Source organism: Pseudomonas asuensis (assembly GCF_014646755.1).
In the GTDB taxonomy this organism is placed as follows: Bacteria; Pseudomonadota; Gammaproteobacteria; order Pseudomonadales; family Pseudomonadaceae; genus Chryseomonas; species Chryseomonas asuensis.
The window spans coordinates 187,316-203,038 of sequence record NZ_BMNW01000001.1; the positions used below are offsets into that span (position 1 = coordinate 187,316).

At 55.1% G+C, this 15,723-nt stretch carries 12 protein-coding genes; 4 read left to right on the forward strand and 8 right to left on the reverse strand.

What is annotated here, in order from left to right; genetic code table 11:
* Window positions 1–3 precede the first annotated feature (3 nt).
* Window positions 4–543 (reverse strand): DUF2058 domain-containing protein, encoded by a 540-nt coding sequence (locus tag IEX86_RS00880; protein WP_188864187.1) that lies wholly within the window; start codon window positions 541–543, stop codon window positions 4–6.
* Window positions 544–802: 259 nt separating this feature from the next.
* On the opposite strand from IEX86_RS00880, the gene IEX86_RS00885 reads away from it, so the two are divergent.
* The gene (locus tag IEX86_RS00885) at window positions 803–1,726 is read left to right on the forward strand and encodes an aspartyl/asparaginyl beta-hydroxylase domain-containing protein (protein ID WP_188864188.1); all 924 of its coding nucleotides are present in this window, start codon (window positions 803–805) and stop codon (window positions 1,724–1,726) included.
* Window positions 1,727–1,746: 20 nt separating this feature from the next.
* Here IEX86_RS00885 and mazG read toward each other — a convergent pair whose 3' ends face one another.
* From mazG to cysM, 4 genes are all read right to left on the reverse strand, one after another.
* Window positions 1,747–2,580 (reverse strand): nucleoside triphosphate pyrophosphohydrolase, encoded by an 834-nt coding sequence (mazG, locus tag IEX86_RS00890; protein ID WP_188864189.1) that lies wholly within the window; start codon window positions 2,578–2,580, stop codon window positions 1,747–1,749.
* A gap of 83 nt (window positions 2,581–2,663) precedes the next feature.
* The gene (gene relA / locus IEX86_RS00895; RefSeq protein ID WP_188864190.1) at window positions 2,664–4,907 is read right to left on the reverse strand and encodes a GTP diphosphokinase; all 2,244 of its coding nucleotides are present in this window, start codon (window positions 4,905–4,907) and stop codon (window positions 2,664–2,666) included.
* Window positions 4,908–5,101: 194 nt separating this feature from the next.
* Complete coding sequence (gene rlmD, locus IEX86_RS00900; protein ID WP_188864191.1) at window positions 5,102–6,448, reverse strand: 23S rRNA (uracil(1939)-C(5))-methyltransferase RlmD; 1,347 nt, start codon at window positions 6,446–6,448, stop codon at window positions 5,102–5,104.
* A 26-nt stretch (window positions 6,449–6,474) separates the two neighbouring features.
* The gene (gene cysM, locus IEX86_RS00905; protein WP_188864192.1) at window positions 6,475–7,374 is read right to left on the reverse strand and encodes a cysteine synthase CysM; all 900 of its coding nucleotides are present in this window, start codon (window positions 7,372–7,374) and stop codon (window positions 6,475–6,477) included.
* Between the two features lie 274 nt (window positions 7,375–7,648).
* Here cysM and IEX86_RS00910 point away from each other — a divergent pair, with 274 nt between their 5' ends.
* Both IEX86_RS00910 and IEX86_RS00915 read left to right on the forward strand, forming a co-directional pair.
* Window positions 7,649–10,417 (forward strand): response regulator, encoded by a 2,769-nt coding sequence (locus IEX86_RS00910; protein ID WP_188864193.1) that lies wholly within the window; start codon window positions 7,649–7,651, stop codon window positions 10,415–10,417.
* 178 nt (window positions 10,418–10,595) lie between these two features.
* A complete protein-coding gene (locus IEX86_RS00915) occupies window positions 10,596–12,851 on the forward strand; it encodes a putative bifunctional diguanylate cyclase/phosphodiesterase (RefSeq protein ID WP_188864194.1) in 2,256 nt (751 codons plus the stop codon).
* Here the strand turns inward: IEX86_RS00915 and dinB are convergent.
* On the reverse strand, window positions 12,834–13,895 hold the full coding sequence (dinB, locus tag IEX86_RS00920; RefSeq protein ID WP_188864195.1) for a DNA polymerase IV: 1,062 nt from the start codon (window positions 13,893–13,895) through the stop codon (window positions 12,834–12,836). The genes IEX86_RS00915 and dinB overlap by 18 nt on opposite strands.
* 142 nt (window positions 13,896–14,037) lie before the next feature.
* Here dinB and IEX86_RS00925 point away from each other — a divergent pair, with 142 nt between their 5' ends.
* Window positions 14,038–14,277 carry a hypothetical protein gene (locus tag IEX86_RS00925; RefSeq protein WP_188864196.1) on the forward strand — a complete coding sequence of 80 codons (240 nt, stop codon included), beginning with the start codon at window positions 14,038–14,040 and terminating at the stop codon, window positions 14,275–14,277.
* Window positions 14,278–14,280: 3 nt separating this feature from the next.
* Here the strand turns inward: IEX86_RS00925 and IEX86_RS00930 are convergent, their stop codons facing one another.
* On the reverse strand, window positions 14,281–14,589 hold the full coding sequence (locus tag IEX86_RS00930; RefSeq protein ID WP_188864197.1) for a hypothetical protein: 309 nt from the start codon (window positions 14,587–14,589) through the stop codon (window positions 14,281–14,283).
* Between the two features lie 153 nt (window positions 14,590–14,742).
* Window positions 14,743–15,723 (reverse strand): methyl-accepting chemotaxis protein (locus IEX86_RS24915; protein WP_229685228.1); only part of this gene is annotated, 981 nt, incomplete at its 5' end.

Here is a 15,723-nt window from a genome sequence, read left to right on the forward strand (position 1 = left end):
GTATTACCACATCAGATCATCAGGGATCTGATACGCGGCATATGGATCGTCCGCATCCGGTGCCTCATTCTGCACATTAAGCAACACGACCCGGCGCGGGTCGCGCTCCTGAATGCGCTCGGCCGTTGCACGAGGCACTACATCATAACGACCTTCATGTCGCACGATACCCAGGCTGCCCCTGCTTAATTTCTCACGCATCAAGGCATTGACGGGGACGCGCTTGACCTTTTTGTCATCTACGAAATTATAGTAATCGTCGCTTTCAAGCTTAGGCAGGCGGCTGCCTTCAATCAGCTGCTTGATCTGAGCCTGCTCAGCCTTGCGCCGCTTCTTTTCTTCCTGTTGACGATTAAGCTCCTGATCACGGGCGAGCTTTTCAGCATTGGCCTGCTGGGCCGCCAGTTTCTGGGATTCATCTTTCTCAGCCTGCCCGCGGTGCTCCATACGGGTTTGCTTCTGTTTTTGCTTGGCAGCCTGCTTGGCCTGTTTCTCGTTGACCAAACCCGCCTTTAGGAGCTGGTCGCGCAAAGACATACTCATGGGTGCAACTCGTTCTAAAGCCCGTCGGGCGGGCATGTTACGTTAAAAGACACATAGTACCCGGACGGTTGCCCCCTAGGCCAGCCGACAATCGGAATCGTCATATTTCATCAGTCATCCTGCGCATTGATTTTGCGCAGTGCAAGCACGGGCATAGAGTGAAATAATCACCACAACACACTCAGAGCGTTAATATTGGCACACTGCACCGTTAAAATGCTTAGCCTGCTAACCAGCTCAACCTGAAAAGCCGAGCCCCATGATTACGTTTACTATTCTTGCCCTATTCGTTGCCAGCGTATTGTTTGTACATTTACGCGGCCGCTCACGCCTGCCGTTCTTGCGTCAGCTGGTCAATCACTCTGCGGTCTTCGCGCCCTATAACGCCCTGATGTATCTGTTCTCCAGTGTGCCTTCCAAGCCTTACCTGGATCGCCAGCGCTTCCCAGAGTTGGATGTACTGAAGGACAACTGGGAGGACATTCGAGAAGAAGCGATGCATCTTTTCGACGAAGGCTATATCCGAGCGGCCGAAAAGAATAACGACGCCGGCTTTGGCTCGTTCTTCAAGAAAGGATGGAAGCGTTTTTACCTCACCTGGTATGGCGAGCCGCTGCCTTCAGCACAGACCCTTTGCCCCAAAACAGTTGAGCTGGTCAGCCGTATTCCCAATGTAAAAGGCGCCATGTTTGCACTGCTACCGGGTGGCAGTCATCTGAACCCGCACCGTGACCCCTTCGCCGGCTCCCTGCGCTATCACCTGGGTTTGTCCACGCCCAACTCGGACGCCTGCCGGATTTATGTGGACGGCGAGCCCTATGCCTGGCGTGATGGCGAAGACGTCATGTTTGATGAGACCTTTGTACATTGGGTCAAGAATGAAACAGAACAGACACGTGTCATCCTGTTTTGCGACATTGAACGACCACTACGCTCACGCCTGTTAACGGCTATCAATCGCCGCGTCAGCCATTTCCTGGGTAGCGCTACGGCACCGCAAAACGTCGACGGAGAACGCGTAGGGGGTATCAACCAAGCCTACGCCTTCAGCAAACGCTTTGGGGATGCCTTTGGCGGTATGGTACGTGCATTCAAACGCCGCCACCCCAAGGCCTATAAGGTGCTCAAGCCTGTACTGGCCGTGCTGGTGTTTGCCCTGTTGCTGAAATGGATCTTTGGCTAATCACTTTCTGGCTAAAGCGCTCAGCGGAGCGCTTTAGCCACCTTCTCCTCCGCTTTGGCGGCATCCCATAACGCATCCATTTCCTCTAACGCACAGTTCTCTGGACGCTTTCCCTGCTCACGCAGTTTTTGTTCGATGTAGCGAAAACGCCGCTCAAACTTGCTGTTAGCACCGCGCAATGCATTTTCTGGATCAACCTTGAGGTGGCGCGCCAGGTTGGTTACCACAAAGAGCAGGTCGCCGATCTCTTCTGCTATGTGCTCCTGATCCTGCTCAGCCACGGCCTCAATGACCTCATTCAGCTCTTCATGCAGCTTATCGATAATGGGCTCTGCTGCCGGCCAGTCAAACCCTACTCCGGCAGCGCGCTTCTGCAATTTGGCAGCGCGGGATAACGCTGGCAGCACAGCAGGCACGTCATCCAGTAATGAAAGCTGCTCTGGCGCCTCAGCCTTTCCAGCTCGCTCTTCGGCCTTGATCTCCTCCCAACGACGCTTGATGGCTTCTTCACTCAGCCGTGGCTGATCCAGCGGGCCATAGAGATCGCCATCGGGAAAAACATGCGGATGCCGCCGCACCAGCTTGCGGGTAATACTGTCCACTACATCCGCGAAGAGGAATCGGTGCTCTTCCTTGGCCAATTGGCTGTAGTAAACGATCTGAAACAGCAGGTCTCCCAGCTCGTCACGCAACTGCAGGTAGTCTTCCTGCTCAATGGCATCAGCAACCTCGTAAGCTTCTTCCAATGTATGCGGAATAATGCTGGCGTAGTTCTGCTTCAAGTCCCAGGGGCAGCCGTATTGCGGGTCACGCAGGCGGGTCATGAGATGAAGCAGATCGTCGAGCGTGTACATAGGTCGTCCTTTAAAAATACGGTCAATAAAAAGGGCGAGCTTACGCTCACCCTTTCATGGTCATGCACAACTCAGGCTGATGCTCAGGTCGTACGATTACGACGGGCTTCGATAATGTTAGGCAATTGGGAGACGCGCCCCAACAGCCGCCCTAACGCATCCAGTCCAGGGATCTCGATAGTGAGCAACATGTTGGCTGTGTTCTCTTCCTTATTGGAGCGTGTATTCACAGCCAATACGTTGATCCGCTCGTTGAGCAGCACTTGCGAGACATCACGCAGCAGTCCAGGGCGGTCATAAGCCTTGACCAGAATATCCACGGGATAAGTCTGGACAGGCACCGGCCCCCAGCTGACCTGAATGATTCGCTCAGGCTCACGGCTAGAAAGCTGAAGCGCATTCTGGCAATCCTGACGGTGAATGGTCACGCCACGACCCAACGTAATATAGCCAACAATGGGATCACCTGGCACCGGCTGGCAACAGCCAGCAATCTGGGTCAACAGATTGCCTACGCCATTGATCTGCACATCGCCACGCTTGCCGGATTTGGGCGGCGAGGGTTTGCGCTGGAGAAGATCCAGCGGATCGATTTCCTTTTCTGGCTCGACCAACTGCTGAGCTGCATGCATCACATGGGCAAGACGCAGGTCACCCGCCCCCAGCGCAGCCTGCATGTCCTCGGCATTCTTGTAATTGACCTTCTCTGCGAGCGTGTTGTAATCCACTGGCGGCAAGGCCAGCCGGAGCAACTCTCGGTCAATCATGGCCTTACCGGCGGCCACGTTCTGGTCACGGGCCTGGAACTTGAACCAATGAACGATCTTTGCCCGGGCGCGGGACGTCAACACATAGCCAAGGTTCGGGTTGAGCCAGTCACGACTGGGCGACCCCTGCTTGCCGGTAATAATTTCTACCTGCTCGCCTGTTTGCAGACTGTAATTGAGCGGGACAATACGGCCATTGACCTTGGCACCCCGGCAGTTGTGACCGATCTCCGTATGCACCCGGTAAGCGAAATCGAGCGGTGTCGCGCCTTTAGGCAGGTCAATGGCATGTCCATCCGGCGTAAACACATAGACCCGGTCAGGCTCGATATCGACACGCAGCTGATCTGCCAGCCCACCAATGTCGCCCAATTCCTCATGCCACTCCAGCACCTGCCGGAGCCAGGAAATCTTCTCCTCATAATGACTGGATGCCGACTTAACGTCCGTGCCTTTATAGCGCCAATGGGCACACACTCCCAGCTCTGCTTCTTCATGCATGGCATGGGTGCGAATTTGCACCTCAAGCACCTTACCTTCGGGACCGATTACAGCCGTATGCAACGACCGGTAACCATTTTCCTTGGGGTTGGCAATGTAGTCGTCAAATTCCTTGGGGATATGGCGCCATAGAGTATGGACGATACCCAGGGCGGTATAGCAGTCCCGCATTTCAGGAACCAAGACACGAACTGCACGAACGTCGTAGATCTGGCTGAAATCCAGACCTTTTTTCTGCATTTTGCGCCAGATCGAATAAATGTGCTTGGCACGACCGCTAATGTCAGCCTTGACGCCAGTGGCTGCCAGCTCCTGCTTGAGCTGCTGCATGACATCGGCAATGTATTGCTCACGATCGAGTCGACGCTCGTGCAGCAACGTGGCGATCTGCTTGTACTGAAGCGGCTCCAGGTAGCGGAAGGACAAATCCTCCAGCTCCCACTTGATATGGCCGATCCCCAAGCGATGCGCCAATGGCGCATAGATATCAAAGACTTCACGCGCGACACGGTTGCGGCGCTCTTCAGTAGCGTTTTTGACCGCCCGGATTGCGCAGGTGCGCTCGGAGAGCTTGATCAACGCTACACGGACATCGTCAACCATGGCCACCAGCATGCGGCGGAGGTTATCGACCTGAGCCTGGGTGCCCAATACCATTGATTGCCGCGGATTAAGACTGGCGCTGATGGCTGCCATGCGCAGCACACCCTCGATCAACTTGGCTACAACTGGGCCGAAGCGCTTGCCAGCCTCCTCCAGGCTCGCCTTGCCTTCGCGCACTGCGCGATAGATCAGAGCGGCAACAAGCGAGTCCTGGTCCAACTTGAGGTCTGCCAGAATTTCCGCCATCTCCAGACCTGTCTGGAAGCTGGATGTCCCTGGAGCCCACAGGTGTTCGGAGGGTGCAGCCTCTGCTTCGGCTGCACGAGCGAATTCGCATGCTTCCAGCAAGGCCTGACGCTCGAAGTTCGGGTCCATGCTCTGGACGTGATCGAGCCATGCCTCGATGTTGATGCTGCCATCGTTATTGACGGGTTGATGCGCTCTGACCTGTACCATCTTACGTTCCTCGGCGCTATTTATTGCGCCGTTTAAGTCCAGCCATTAAATGGCCGATTACGCGAGACTCAGGCTAAACGAAAAAACACGCTTTCAGGTGATCTACGAGTGATCGGAATGTAAAAGGCCATTACAGTCCCGAAGACAATCACACCGGACTCACCCTCATTCATTACTTTTCGTCAGACCCGCCCCTACCTCGCTACAAACAAAACCATTGCCTCGACATGCGCCGTCTGCGGGAACATATCGAGAATTCCGGCCCGTACAGGAACAAATCCCTGACGAACCAGCTCGCCTGCGTCCCGTGCCAATGTAGCGGGATTACAGGACACATAGAGCACACGCTGCGCGCCAAGTTGCTTCATCTGTTGAACAACCGCAAACGCACCGTCACGAGGCGGGTCCAGCAGAACGGATGAAAAAGCCCGGCCAGACCATGGTGCATCGATAAGCGGCTTCGACAGATCCGCCTGGAAAAAGTGCGCGTTATCCAGGCCATTAGCGCGGGCATTCTCAGCCGCACGCTCCGCCATGACGGAAACCCCTTCTACCCCTACGACAGCATGCACACGCTGCGCCAACGGCAATGCGAAATTGCCAAGGCCACAAAACAGATCAAGCACGTGCTCATCAGGCCCTGGTGCCAGCCAGTCCAGCGCCTGGGCTACCATGGCCTCATTGACCGGTGCATTGACTTGGACAAAATCACCCGGACGGTAAGCAACTGTCAGATTCCATGGCTCCAAGCGATAGCCAAGTGTCGTCCCGGCTTCATCGGGATAGGGCTCGCCCTCGGCTTGCCACCAAAGCTGAGCAGATTGCTTCGCGCAGAAATGGCGAAGATATTCGCTATCGCATGGCGACAGAGGGCGCGTCACTCGAACCAATACAGCGCTGGCCGTACCATGAAACAGCTCGACATGACCAATAGCTTGGGGTTTCTCCAACCCGGCCAACAGTGCCGGTAGAGCCCGAGCGATAGGCTGGAGCGGCTCGACGAGCACACCGCAGGCTTCTAGCGGAACGATGTCCTGGCTGGAAGATGCCCTAAATCCGACATCCAGCCGGCGAGCCTTGGTATCCCAACGCACTGCAATGCGAGCGCGACGCCGGTAGCCCAGCTCAGGACCATGCAGTGGCGCCGCCCATTCAGTGGGCACCACCCCAGCAAGTCGCTGTAACTGCTCGGCCAACGTGCGTTGCTTGAGCGCCAGCTGCGCATCATGCGGTACGTGTTGCAAGGTGCAACCACCACAACGGCCTGCCATCGCGCAGGAAGGTAGACGCCGCTCAGGACTGGGCTCAAGTACGCGCTCGACACGCGCCGCGACGACCTGACTCTTGGCAGACAACACTCGCGCTTCCACTGTTTCAGAAGGCAAAGCACCCGAAACAAACCAAGTTCGCCCATCGAGATAAGCGATCCCCCGGCCATCATGCGCCATCCTTTCGATGGTCAAGCGCTGTTTCTTGCCGACCGGAACCGACGAGGCCCGGCTACCGCCGCTCGGCTGAAAACGCAGCCCTTTTGCACGCATATTGTTCTCTTGAATCAAACCCGCGTTTAGCGCGGGTCATAAACACCGGTAGAAAGATAACGGTCACCACGATCGCAAATGATCGCCACGATAACTGCATTCTCAACTTCTTTGGAAATACGCAGCGCCGCCGCAACGGCACCGCCTGACGATACGCCGCAGAAAATACCCTCTTCACGGGCCATCCGACGCATCACCTCTTCTGCCTCTGCCTGACCCATGTCGACGATTCGATCCACGCGCGCGGCATCGAAAATCTTCGGCAGGTATTCCTGCGGCCAACGGCGAATGCCTGGAATGGCAGCGCCCTCGCTCGGCTGAAGGCCAACGATCTGCACAGCCGGACTCTGCTCCTTCAGATAGCGCGACACACCCATGATGGTCCCTGTCGTGCCCATAGAGCTGACGAAGTGCGTAATGCTACCGCCGGTCTGCTGCCAGATTTCGGGACCAGTCGAGGCATAATGGGCAGAGGGGTTGTCCCCATTGCCGAATTGGTCCAGCACTTTGCCCTTGCCCTCGGCCTGCATACGGGTCGCAAGATCACGCGCACCCTCCATGCCCTCTTCACGGCTGACCAGGATCAGTTCCGCGCCATAGGCGGTCATGGATGCCTTGCGTTCAGCACTGGAGTTATCCGGCATGATCAGAATCATCCGATAACCCTTGATGGCTGCAGCCATCGCCAAGGCAATACCTGTATTACCCGACGTCGCCTCGATCAGGGTATCGCCTGGCTGGATATCACCGCGTAACTCAGCACGCGTGATCATCGACAGGGCCGGCCGGTCTTTTACCGACCCAGCCGGGTTATTGCCTTCCAGCTTTACTAACAAAGTATTGGATGTTTCACCGGGCAGGCGCTGCAAACGCACCAGCGGTGTGTTACCGACGCAGTCGGCAATGGTCGGATACTGCACGCTCATGAAATTCGCTCGGTTCCGCTGCCTTTAAATAGGCTTCTATGATACCGGCAAATGAGGGGTGTTCCCTAATCCCATGATGCATGGCATAGATAAAGGCGATGTCAGGTCATTATTCTCAATGTTCTGCGGCCGGAGCGCAGGCATGACAGATCTATAGTTCTCACCTGTTCGCTCCGACTGATAACCGTTTAGCTACCATCTGCCACAAAATCGTCCCGGCTATCGAAACAAGTGTTTTACACTTCTCCCCCATTGTTGTTCTGGAGACGGGTAAGTGCTGAACGAGCTGGGAATCAAGGGCCGCATCCTACTGCTGAGCCTGCTGCCGACGTGTGTCATGGCCATGGTGTTAGGCGGCTACTTCAGCTGGGTCCAGCTATCCGACATGCGAACAGTGTTGGAAGAGCGCGGCCAGCTGATCGCCGAGCAACTTGGTCCCCTGGCCTCGCCTGCCCTGCTCCGGGATGATCGCGTACTGCTTCAACGTATTGCTCAGGATGTGCTTGATCAGGCTGATGTGCGAGCCGTCGAGTTCATCAGTACGGACCAGAAGGTGCTGGCTCGCGCCGGTCCGCGCATGACAATCGCCATTCGTAACGACGATGGCGAAACCGCCAGCCTGCGCAGCGGCCTGGATGTCACTCACTTCCATTTACCGGTCCAGGCACGTCATCTCAAACTCATTACCGGTGAAGTCAATATGCCCAGCTCACATTTGCTGGGTTGGATCGATATCGAGCTGTCTCACCATGCCACTCTGCTCCGTGGTTACCGCAACCTCGTGATCAGCATGCTCTTGATCATCTTCGGACTGTGCTTGACGGCAATCGTGGCTGTCCGTATTGGCCGTAGCATTAATCATCCGCTGCGCGTTATCAGTGATGGCGTGGGCCATTTGAAAGACGGCCAACTAGAAACCCGGCTTCCAAAAGATCTTGGCAGCTACGAACTCGACACCCTGGCGGATGGGATTAACCGCATGGCAGAAGCCATGCAGAGCGCCCAGGAGGAAATGCAGAACAATATCGATCAGGCGACGGAAGATGTGCGGCAGAACCTGGAAACTATTGAAATCCAGAACATCGAACTGGATCTGGCACGCAAGGAAGCCCTGGAAGCCAGTCGGATTAAATCCGAATTCCTGGCCAACATGAGCCACGAGATCCGAACACCGCTCAATGGCATCATTGGCTTTACCAATCTGCTTCAGAAAAGCGAACTGACGCCGCGCCAGCAAGATTATCTCAGCACCATTCAGAACTCTGCCGAGAGCCTGCTGGGTATCATTAACGAGATTCTGGACTTCTCGAAAATCGAAGCGGGCAAGCTTGTCCTGGAAAATATCCCCTTTAATCTGCGGGACATGATCCAGGACACCATGACTATTCTGGCCCCTGCCGCCCATGAAAAGCAGCTCGAGCTGGTCAGCCTGATCTATCGCGACACCCCGGTTCATCTGGTAGGCGATCCTCAGCGCCTGCGCCAGGTCCTGACCAATCTGGTCAGCAATGCCATCAAGTTTACTCACGAAGGTACTATTGCTGTCCGCGCGATGGTGGAAGATGAGGACGACGACCATGCCCAACTACGGATCAGCGTTCAGGATTCCGGGATCGGTCTGTCCGAGCAGGACAGGGACATGCTGTTCCAGGCGTTTACACAGGCAGACAACTCACTGTCCCGTCAGGCCGGCGGCACTGGCTTGGGCCTGGTTATTTCCAAACGCCTCGTCGAGCAGATGGGTGGTGAGATTGGTTTAGAAAGCGAACCGGAAGAAGGTTCTGAATTCTGGATTACCATCAATCTGCCCAAATCACGTAATCCCCTTGAGAACCATCGCCGCCTGGCTGTTGCCGGCCGCCGTGTAGGCCTTGTGGAACAGCACGAACTGACACGCCAGTCGCTACGTCATCAACTGGAAGACTGCGGCCTGGACGTTGTTGAGTTCGAAACGCTTGAGCAACTGGCGGAAGCGGTTGCCAGGCAGCAGAAAAGTGAAGCGGCCATTGTACTGGCAGTACTTGGCGTGAATTCCAGCACCCTGCCGCCTGATCTATTGACCGAACGCGTCTGGCAGCTGGAACGTCTTGGCTGTAATTCACTCGTGTTCTGCCCTACGACAGACCAAGCCGTCTTCCATGCAGCCCTGCCAGATGTGCACTGTCAGTTACAAGCCAAGCCTGCCTGTAGCCGTAAACTGGAACGTGCCGTAGGCGAGCTGCTCAATCAACGGCCGACTCGCACCGAAAACACTCATCATACCCGTATTGACCGGGCGCCGCGCCTGCTCTGCGTTGACGACAACCCAGCCAACCTGCTCCTGGTCCAAACGCTGCTTACTGATCTGGGAGCCGAAGTCACCAGTGTCGACAGCGGCTATGCGGCTGTCGAAGCAGCACAGCGTGAGCGGTACGACCTTATCTTCATGGATGTTCAGATGCCCGGCATGAATGGCCGGCAAGCCACCGAAGCGATTCGTGCCTGGGAAATTGAAAGCGAGCGCCCATCAGTACCTATCGTAGCCTTGACCGCTCACGCCATGTCCAATGAGAAACGGGCTCTGCTTCAGGCCGGCATGGATGACTACCTCACCAAGCCCATCAGTGACCGGCAGCTCGCTCAAGTAGTCCTCAAATGGACTGGGCTGCGTCTTCAGCAGAATGATGCTCAGGAGATCAGCCCGCTGTCCTCGTCAGGCGCAGATATTGCCAATCTGGCCGTGTTGGATGAAGACGAAGGCCTACGCCTGGCAGCTGGAAAAGCTGATCTTGCCAGTGACCTGCTAAGCATGCTGCTTGCTTCGTTAGCGGCGGATCGACAGGCCATCCGTTCGGCTCGGGAAAATGGTGACCGCATTGGTCTCATTGAGCGTATTCACCGGCTGCATGGGGCAACTCGCTATTGTGGAGTTCCTCAGCTACGCGCGGCCTGTTATCAGAGCGAAACACTGCTTAAACAGGGTGCTCCTACTTCATCGCCGATACTGGATGAACTCGATGCCGCCATTGTGCAGCTTTCTTCTACCTCCAAAACACCTGTTTGAGCGGTGTAATAGCCATAGGCCAGAGAAGTAATCCGGGGTTTCATACAGTTATAAAAGCTATATAGTAGGTTGCTATCTTTTCGATAAATGGCGTCCATCAATTGACGCCGTTATCGTGACACCTTAAATCCGGTATGCGATATTCGCTGCCGCTTAACTGTCAGACAGGCTACCCATAGTGATTCATCGGTTCCGACGCTTTTTATTGTTGGACGAATCCAGACAAACCCCAACACCTGATTTCATCTGGAAAACCAGTACGCTGCGCGTATTAGCGCTTAGCAGTATTGTGCTGGTTGCCCTCATTTTCATCCATTGCACTTATCAGGCGTTGGAGGCTGGCCGTCCTTATGTACTGGTGATGGAAGCAGCCTTTCTTGGTGCTTTTTTCAGCCTTTTCGTTTTCCGGTCGCGCTCCTACCGGCTCAGCAGTGCATTACTGATTTTTGTCCTTTACGCGCTAGGATTGTGCAGCCTGTTTTTCGTTGATTACAAACAAGCCAAGGCTGGCATTCTTATTATTTATGCCACGCCACTGATGGCGTTGATCTTTTTTAACTGGCGCGTCTATCTCGCTCTGTGCGTTGTCAATCTGCTTCCTCTTTACCTGTTATTGAGCGACACACCAGTCCCTCACCTGTTCGGCATTGATCTGTCGTTGCACTACACGCGAAATTACCTGCATCTGCTGTTATTCATGCTCTTCAACGTGTGTATTCCGCTTGCCATCGCGCGCCTGATTACCACCCTGACTAATGCACAACGACGACAGCATCAGCTTAATCAGGCGCTGCAGTACAGCCAGCAGCTTTATAATGAAGTGTTCTCACATCTAGGCGCCTTTCTGCTCTGCCGCAGTGATGGGCTGATCCTCAAGCTCAATGACGAGGCCGCGGCCCTGCTGGGGTTACCGGCGCGGGTAATCGAAAGTCAGGTTTACCTAGGCAATCTAGTACGCAATGAGCAAGGCGAACCAGTCAAGTTGGTCCCAGACGATTCATTGCAAGAATGGCAGGTTCAGGGCCGAACCAAGCCTCGCTGGCTGAATTTACGTATCAGCCAGCCCACCGCCAATCAGAATGTGCTCGTAAAGCTGCGTGACATTACCCACTTGCACACGCTACAGCGCGAGCTGCGCAACTCCGAACGCCTGAGCATTCTCGACCCGCTCGTAGGCATATTGAACCGCAGCGGTGCGATCAAGCGCCTGGAACAAGCGATTGCCCAAGCGGGGCCTAAGCCATTAGCTGCCCTGACCATTCGCATTCCTCATCTGACCTATATCAACACCAAATATGGCCTGGAAATCGGCGATCAATACCTGCAAGCCTTTGCCCATCACCTGAGCCGTTTGCCAAGAAAGAATCTGGTTGCCCGCCTCAAAGGCGCTACGTTTCTAGTAGTCCTTACTGAATTGGATAGCACCCAAACCGGCCTTGAGCGGCTACATGAACTTAAAAGCAACCTGCCTCCACACTTGCAGATTGATGGGCACGTCATTGACGTGGCGCCCGATCTTGGCATTGCCTTCTATCCGCAGGATGCAACCAACGCCCTGCAGTTGATCGAGCGTAGCAACCATGCGCTCAAGAACACTCATGGCGATACCCTGATGCCAACCTATGATTCCAGTCTGGCGCAGCGCACGTTTGAACGCACCGAGATGCTGTTGGGCCTGAGAAGAGCCATCGAGGCTCGCGAACTCTTTCTTCATTATCAGCCCCGGGTCGATGCCCAGGGCAACCTTCACAGCGTGGAGGCACTGGTACGCTGGACAGATCGTAACGGTCGCTCCGTTCCGCCTGATCAGTTCGTGGCCGTTGCTGAAGAGAGCGGCCTGATCCATGCCCTGGATGAATATGTTCGTGATATGGCCTGCGCACAGATTGCCTGCTGGAAACACGATCTTGGCACTGCGCCTTTAGTGGCGGTCAACCTTTCTGCACAGGAAGTAGCAACAGAAAGTCTTGTCGAAAAATTTGCCGGTTGCCTGCAACGCCATGGGCTAACCCCCCATGATCTGGAAATCGAGATTACCGAAAGCAGTCTGCTTCACGAGAACGAAACCACACTGGCCAACTTGAAGGCTCTCGAAACCAGTGGGTATCGACTGACCATGGATGACTTTGGCACTGGCTACTCATCATTAAGCCGCCTGACTCACCTGCCTATTTCAAGCCTGAAGATTGATCGCTCCTTCCTGGCGGATGTGCCTGGTAGCGAGCGCCAGGAAACCGTGATCAAGACTTTGATTGCCTTGGCGCGCCTGATGGATTTGAAAATTGTTGCAGAAGGTGTTGAGAACCGCCAGCAGCTAGCGTTTCTGAATAGTTTAGGGTGCGACCTTTACCAGGGCTATTTGTTTTCACGCCCAATTGATGCATCCATGTTAACCGAGCGTTACCTGGTGCCTGGGTTAGTCCTCGAAAAGTGACAGCTGCCGGGCGCCCTCACGAAGGTCAATCAACCGTACGCCGACGCCCAACAAGCGCACCGGTTTGCCTCCCCGCACAAAGGCCTGGGCCAGGAGCCGTCGATAGCTATCGATATCCCGCCCGGCTCCGGCCTGCTCAAGGGTGGTTTGAGTAAAGTCGTGAAATTTGACCTTAACGAAGGGCTTTTCCGGTCGGTAATGGGTATCCAGTCGCGTGAGCCGCCCGGTCAACTCTTCAAGCAAAGCGGGGAGCTGCGCTGTACAGGCCGCCAGATCAGGCAGGTCGTGCTCAAACGTGTTTTCGACGCTGACCGACTGACGCCGGCTATCCACCTGTACAGGTCGGTCATCGATGCCTTGAGCCAGATTCCACAAGCGTTCGCCAAACAGACCAAACTCCTTGATCAATGCAAGGCGCCCCCACTCTAGCAGCTGCTCGCACCGCTCGATTCCCAGCCGTGTCAGTTTTTCTGCCGTCACCTTACCCACTCCATGCAGACGAGCAACGGGCAGCGTTGCAACAAACGCAGCGACTTCTGGCGGCGTAATGACAAATAGCCCATTGGGCTTACGCCAATCGCTCGCAATCTTGGCTAAAAACTTGTTCGGCGCTACGCCAGCTGAAACGGTGATATGAAGCTCTTCCCAAACACGCCGACGAATGTCTTGCGCAATTCGGGTAGCACTGCCCGAAAAATGTGGGCTGTCTGAAACATCAAGGTAGGCCTCATCTAGAGAAAGAGGCTCGATCAAGTCAGTAAAGTCACGAAAGATAGTATGGATCTGGCGTGATACTGTTTTATAGACATCAAAACGGGGACGGACAAAGATAATATCCGGACATAGCCGCTGGGCCTGGTGAGACGCCATTGCAGAGCGTACCCCATATGCACGCGCCTCATAGTTGCAGGTTGCCACCACACCTCGCCGATCTGGTGTACCACCCACTGCAATGGGTCGTCCTACCAAGCGAGGGTCGTCACGCATCTCGACGGCGGCATAAAAGCAGTCGCAATCGATATGGATGATTTTTCTCTGCGTCATACCCTCATGCCTGACAGATTCGCTAAACACCGCTGCGCCTGCATTATGCGCTATACGTCCCCACCCACCCAGCGGTTCTCCGAAACTTTAACGTGCCAGCGACACTCGGAATTCTAGAACATTACGATTAGCAGGAGCCGCCATGACTGATCATCCAGATAAATTCGACAAATCCCATGACCAGGATCAGGTCGCTAAAAGAAACGAAGCTCATACACAGCGCAAGCTGCCTGAAGAGGCCGTAAGTGATCTGGAAAGCCCTGAACCTGGCACTCATACCATCGACAAGGTCATTACTCCAGTCTCCAACAAGAAACTGGATAGCCAAGTGCACGAGCTGAACCGCACGCTCGATGAAGTTGAGAAGAAGCTGGATAAGTAAGCGTTACAGCAAGCTGATGGTTTGGGCCCTGACCACCACCTCTTCCTGACGAAACCGGGTCTCAAGCGAGGCCCGGTATTGTTGCCACCACGGCTGATCCAGCGAATCGGTCATTACCTCATAAATAACCAGCTCGTCATGTACTGTATGACTTCCATCCTCCTGCCAGAGCCCTTTGACAGGAGCCTGGCTGAACACCGTCAGTCCACTAAATTTTTCCATAAGCTCATCGCGCACCTCACCAAAGAGTGCTTTGGGAAGGTCGTGACCGTCATTATCATAGAGGGGAAGCAGCAATTGAATCAGGTACATGGTCAATCTCAGACAATAGATGTAGCGGCCTGAAAGGCCAATACACACTGAGACCATGTTTACACTGAGTTAGCACATATAAATAGCAGCACTCCGACTGTTGAGGTGCTGCAATCTATAAAGAACGAACTCCAGGAGAGCTCTTCCTTCCTGCTAGAGCTTAAAAGTTGAAACGAGCTGCTCCAGGCGATTGGCCTGTTGCTCTAGGGCATGGCAGGCACCCAGAGTCGAGTTCAGGTTTTCCACGCCCTGCTGGTTGAGTGAGTTGATTTCGGAGATGTCGACGTTAAGCGACTCCACCACTGCGCTTTGCTCTTCTGTTGCCGCCGCTACCGATTGAGTCATGCCATCAATATCGGTGATGCGATCGGCTATCAAACTCAGCCGCTCGTTAGCCTGTTGCGCAATGCTCATGCTTTCCTCGCTGAAACGCTGGCTTTCGGTCATGGTAGAAACCGCTTCGCTTGCATCGGCTTGCAACTCCTGAATCATGCCCTGGATCTCCCGCGCCGAACTCTGGGTACGATGAGCCAGACCCCGTACTTCATCCGCCACTACAGCAAAGCCGCGCCCCGCATCCCCTGCCCGTGCAGCTTCGATTGCCGCATTAAGTGCCAAGAGGTTGGTCTGTTCAGAAATGCCCTGGATCACCTCCAGGATATGCCCAATGCTGGTGGTCTTCTGGTTCAGCTCACCGATACGCCCGCAAGAGGCGCTGATGTTGGTAGACAGGGTTTCCATCGCGGTCAGGGTCTGGCCCAGGACACGCCGGCCTTCTTCAGCCTGCTGACGGGCATGGGTAGCCTGCACAGACGCATCGGCGGCATTGCGCGCGATTTCCTGCGTAGCTGCGCCCAGCTGGTTGATCGCCGCCGCCACGCTTCCGGTACGCCCGGCCTGGTTATCCGAGTTCTGTAGCGAGGAATTGGAGGCCGCCAGTACCTGATGCGAGACATCGTTAAGCTGGCGGGTACTGGCAGAGACCTCGCTGATCGAGCCATGAATACGCTCGACGAAGCGGTTAAAGGCAGCGGCCAGGACACCAAACTCGTCCTGGCTGTTAATGGCCAGACGCCGGGTCAGGTCGCCCTCACCTTGCGCGATATCCTGCATCGCCTGGCTCATGGTATTGAG

Coding starts and splice junctions, on each gene's coding strand:
- rlmD (WP_188864191.1), bottom strand. CDS start 6,448: ATGCGTGCAAAAGGGCTGCGTTTTCAGCCGAGCGGCGGTAGCCGGGCC.
- IEX86_RS00925 (WP_188864196.1), top strand. CDS start 14,038: ATGACTGATCATCCAGATAAATTCGACAAATCCCATGACCAGGATCAG.
- IEX86_RS00885 (WP_188864188.1), top strand. CDS start 803: ATGATTACGTTTACTATTCTTGCCCTATTCGTTGCCAGCGTATTGTTT.
- IEX86_RS00930 (WP_188864197.1), bottom strand. CDS start 14,589: ATGTACCTGATTCAATTGCTGCTTCCCCTCTATGATAATGACGGTCAC.
- dinB (WP_188864195.1), bottom strand. CDS start 13,895: ATGACGCAGAGAAAAATCATCCATATCGATTGCGACTGCTTTTATGCC.
- IEX86_RS00880 (WP_188864187.1), bottom strand. CDS start 543: ATGAGTATGTCTTTGCGCGACCAGCTCCTAAAGGCGGGTTTGGTCAAC.
- mazG (WP_188864189.1), bottom strand. CDS start 2,580: ATGTACACGCTCGACGATCTGCTTCATCTCATGACCCGCCTGCGTGAC.
- cysM (WP_188864192.1), bottom strand. CDS start 7,374: ATGAGCGTGCAGTATCCGACCATTGCCGACTGCGTCGGTAACACACCG.
- relA (WP_188864190.1), bottom strand. CDS start 4,907: ATGGTACAGGTCAGAGCGCATCAACCCGTCAATAACGATGGCAGCATC.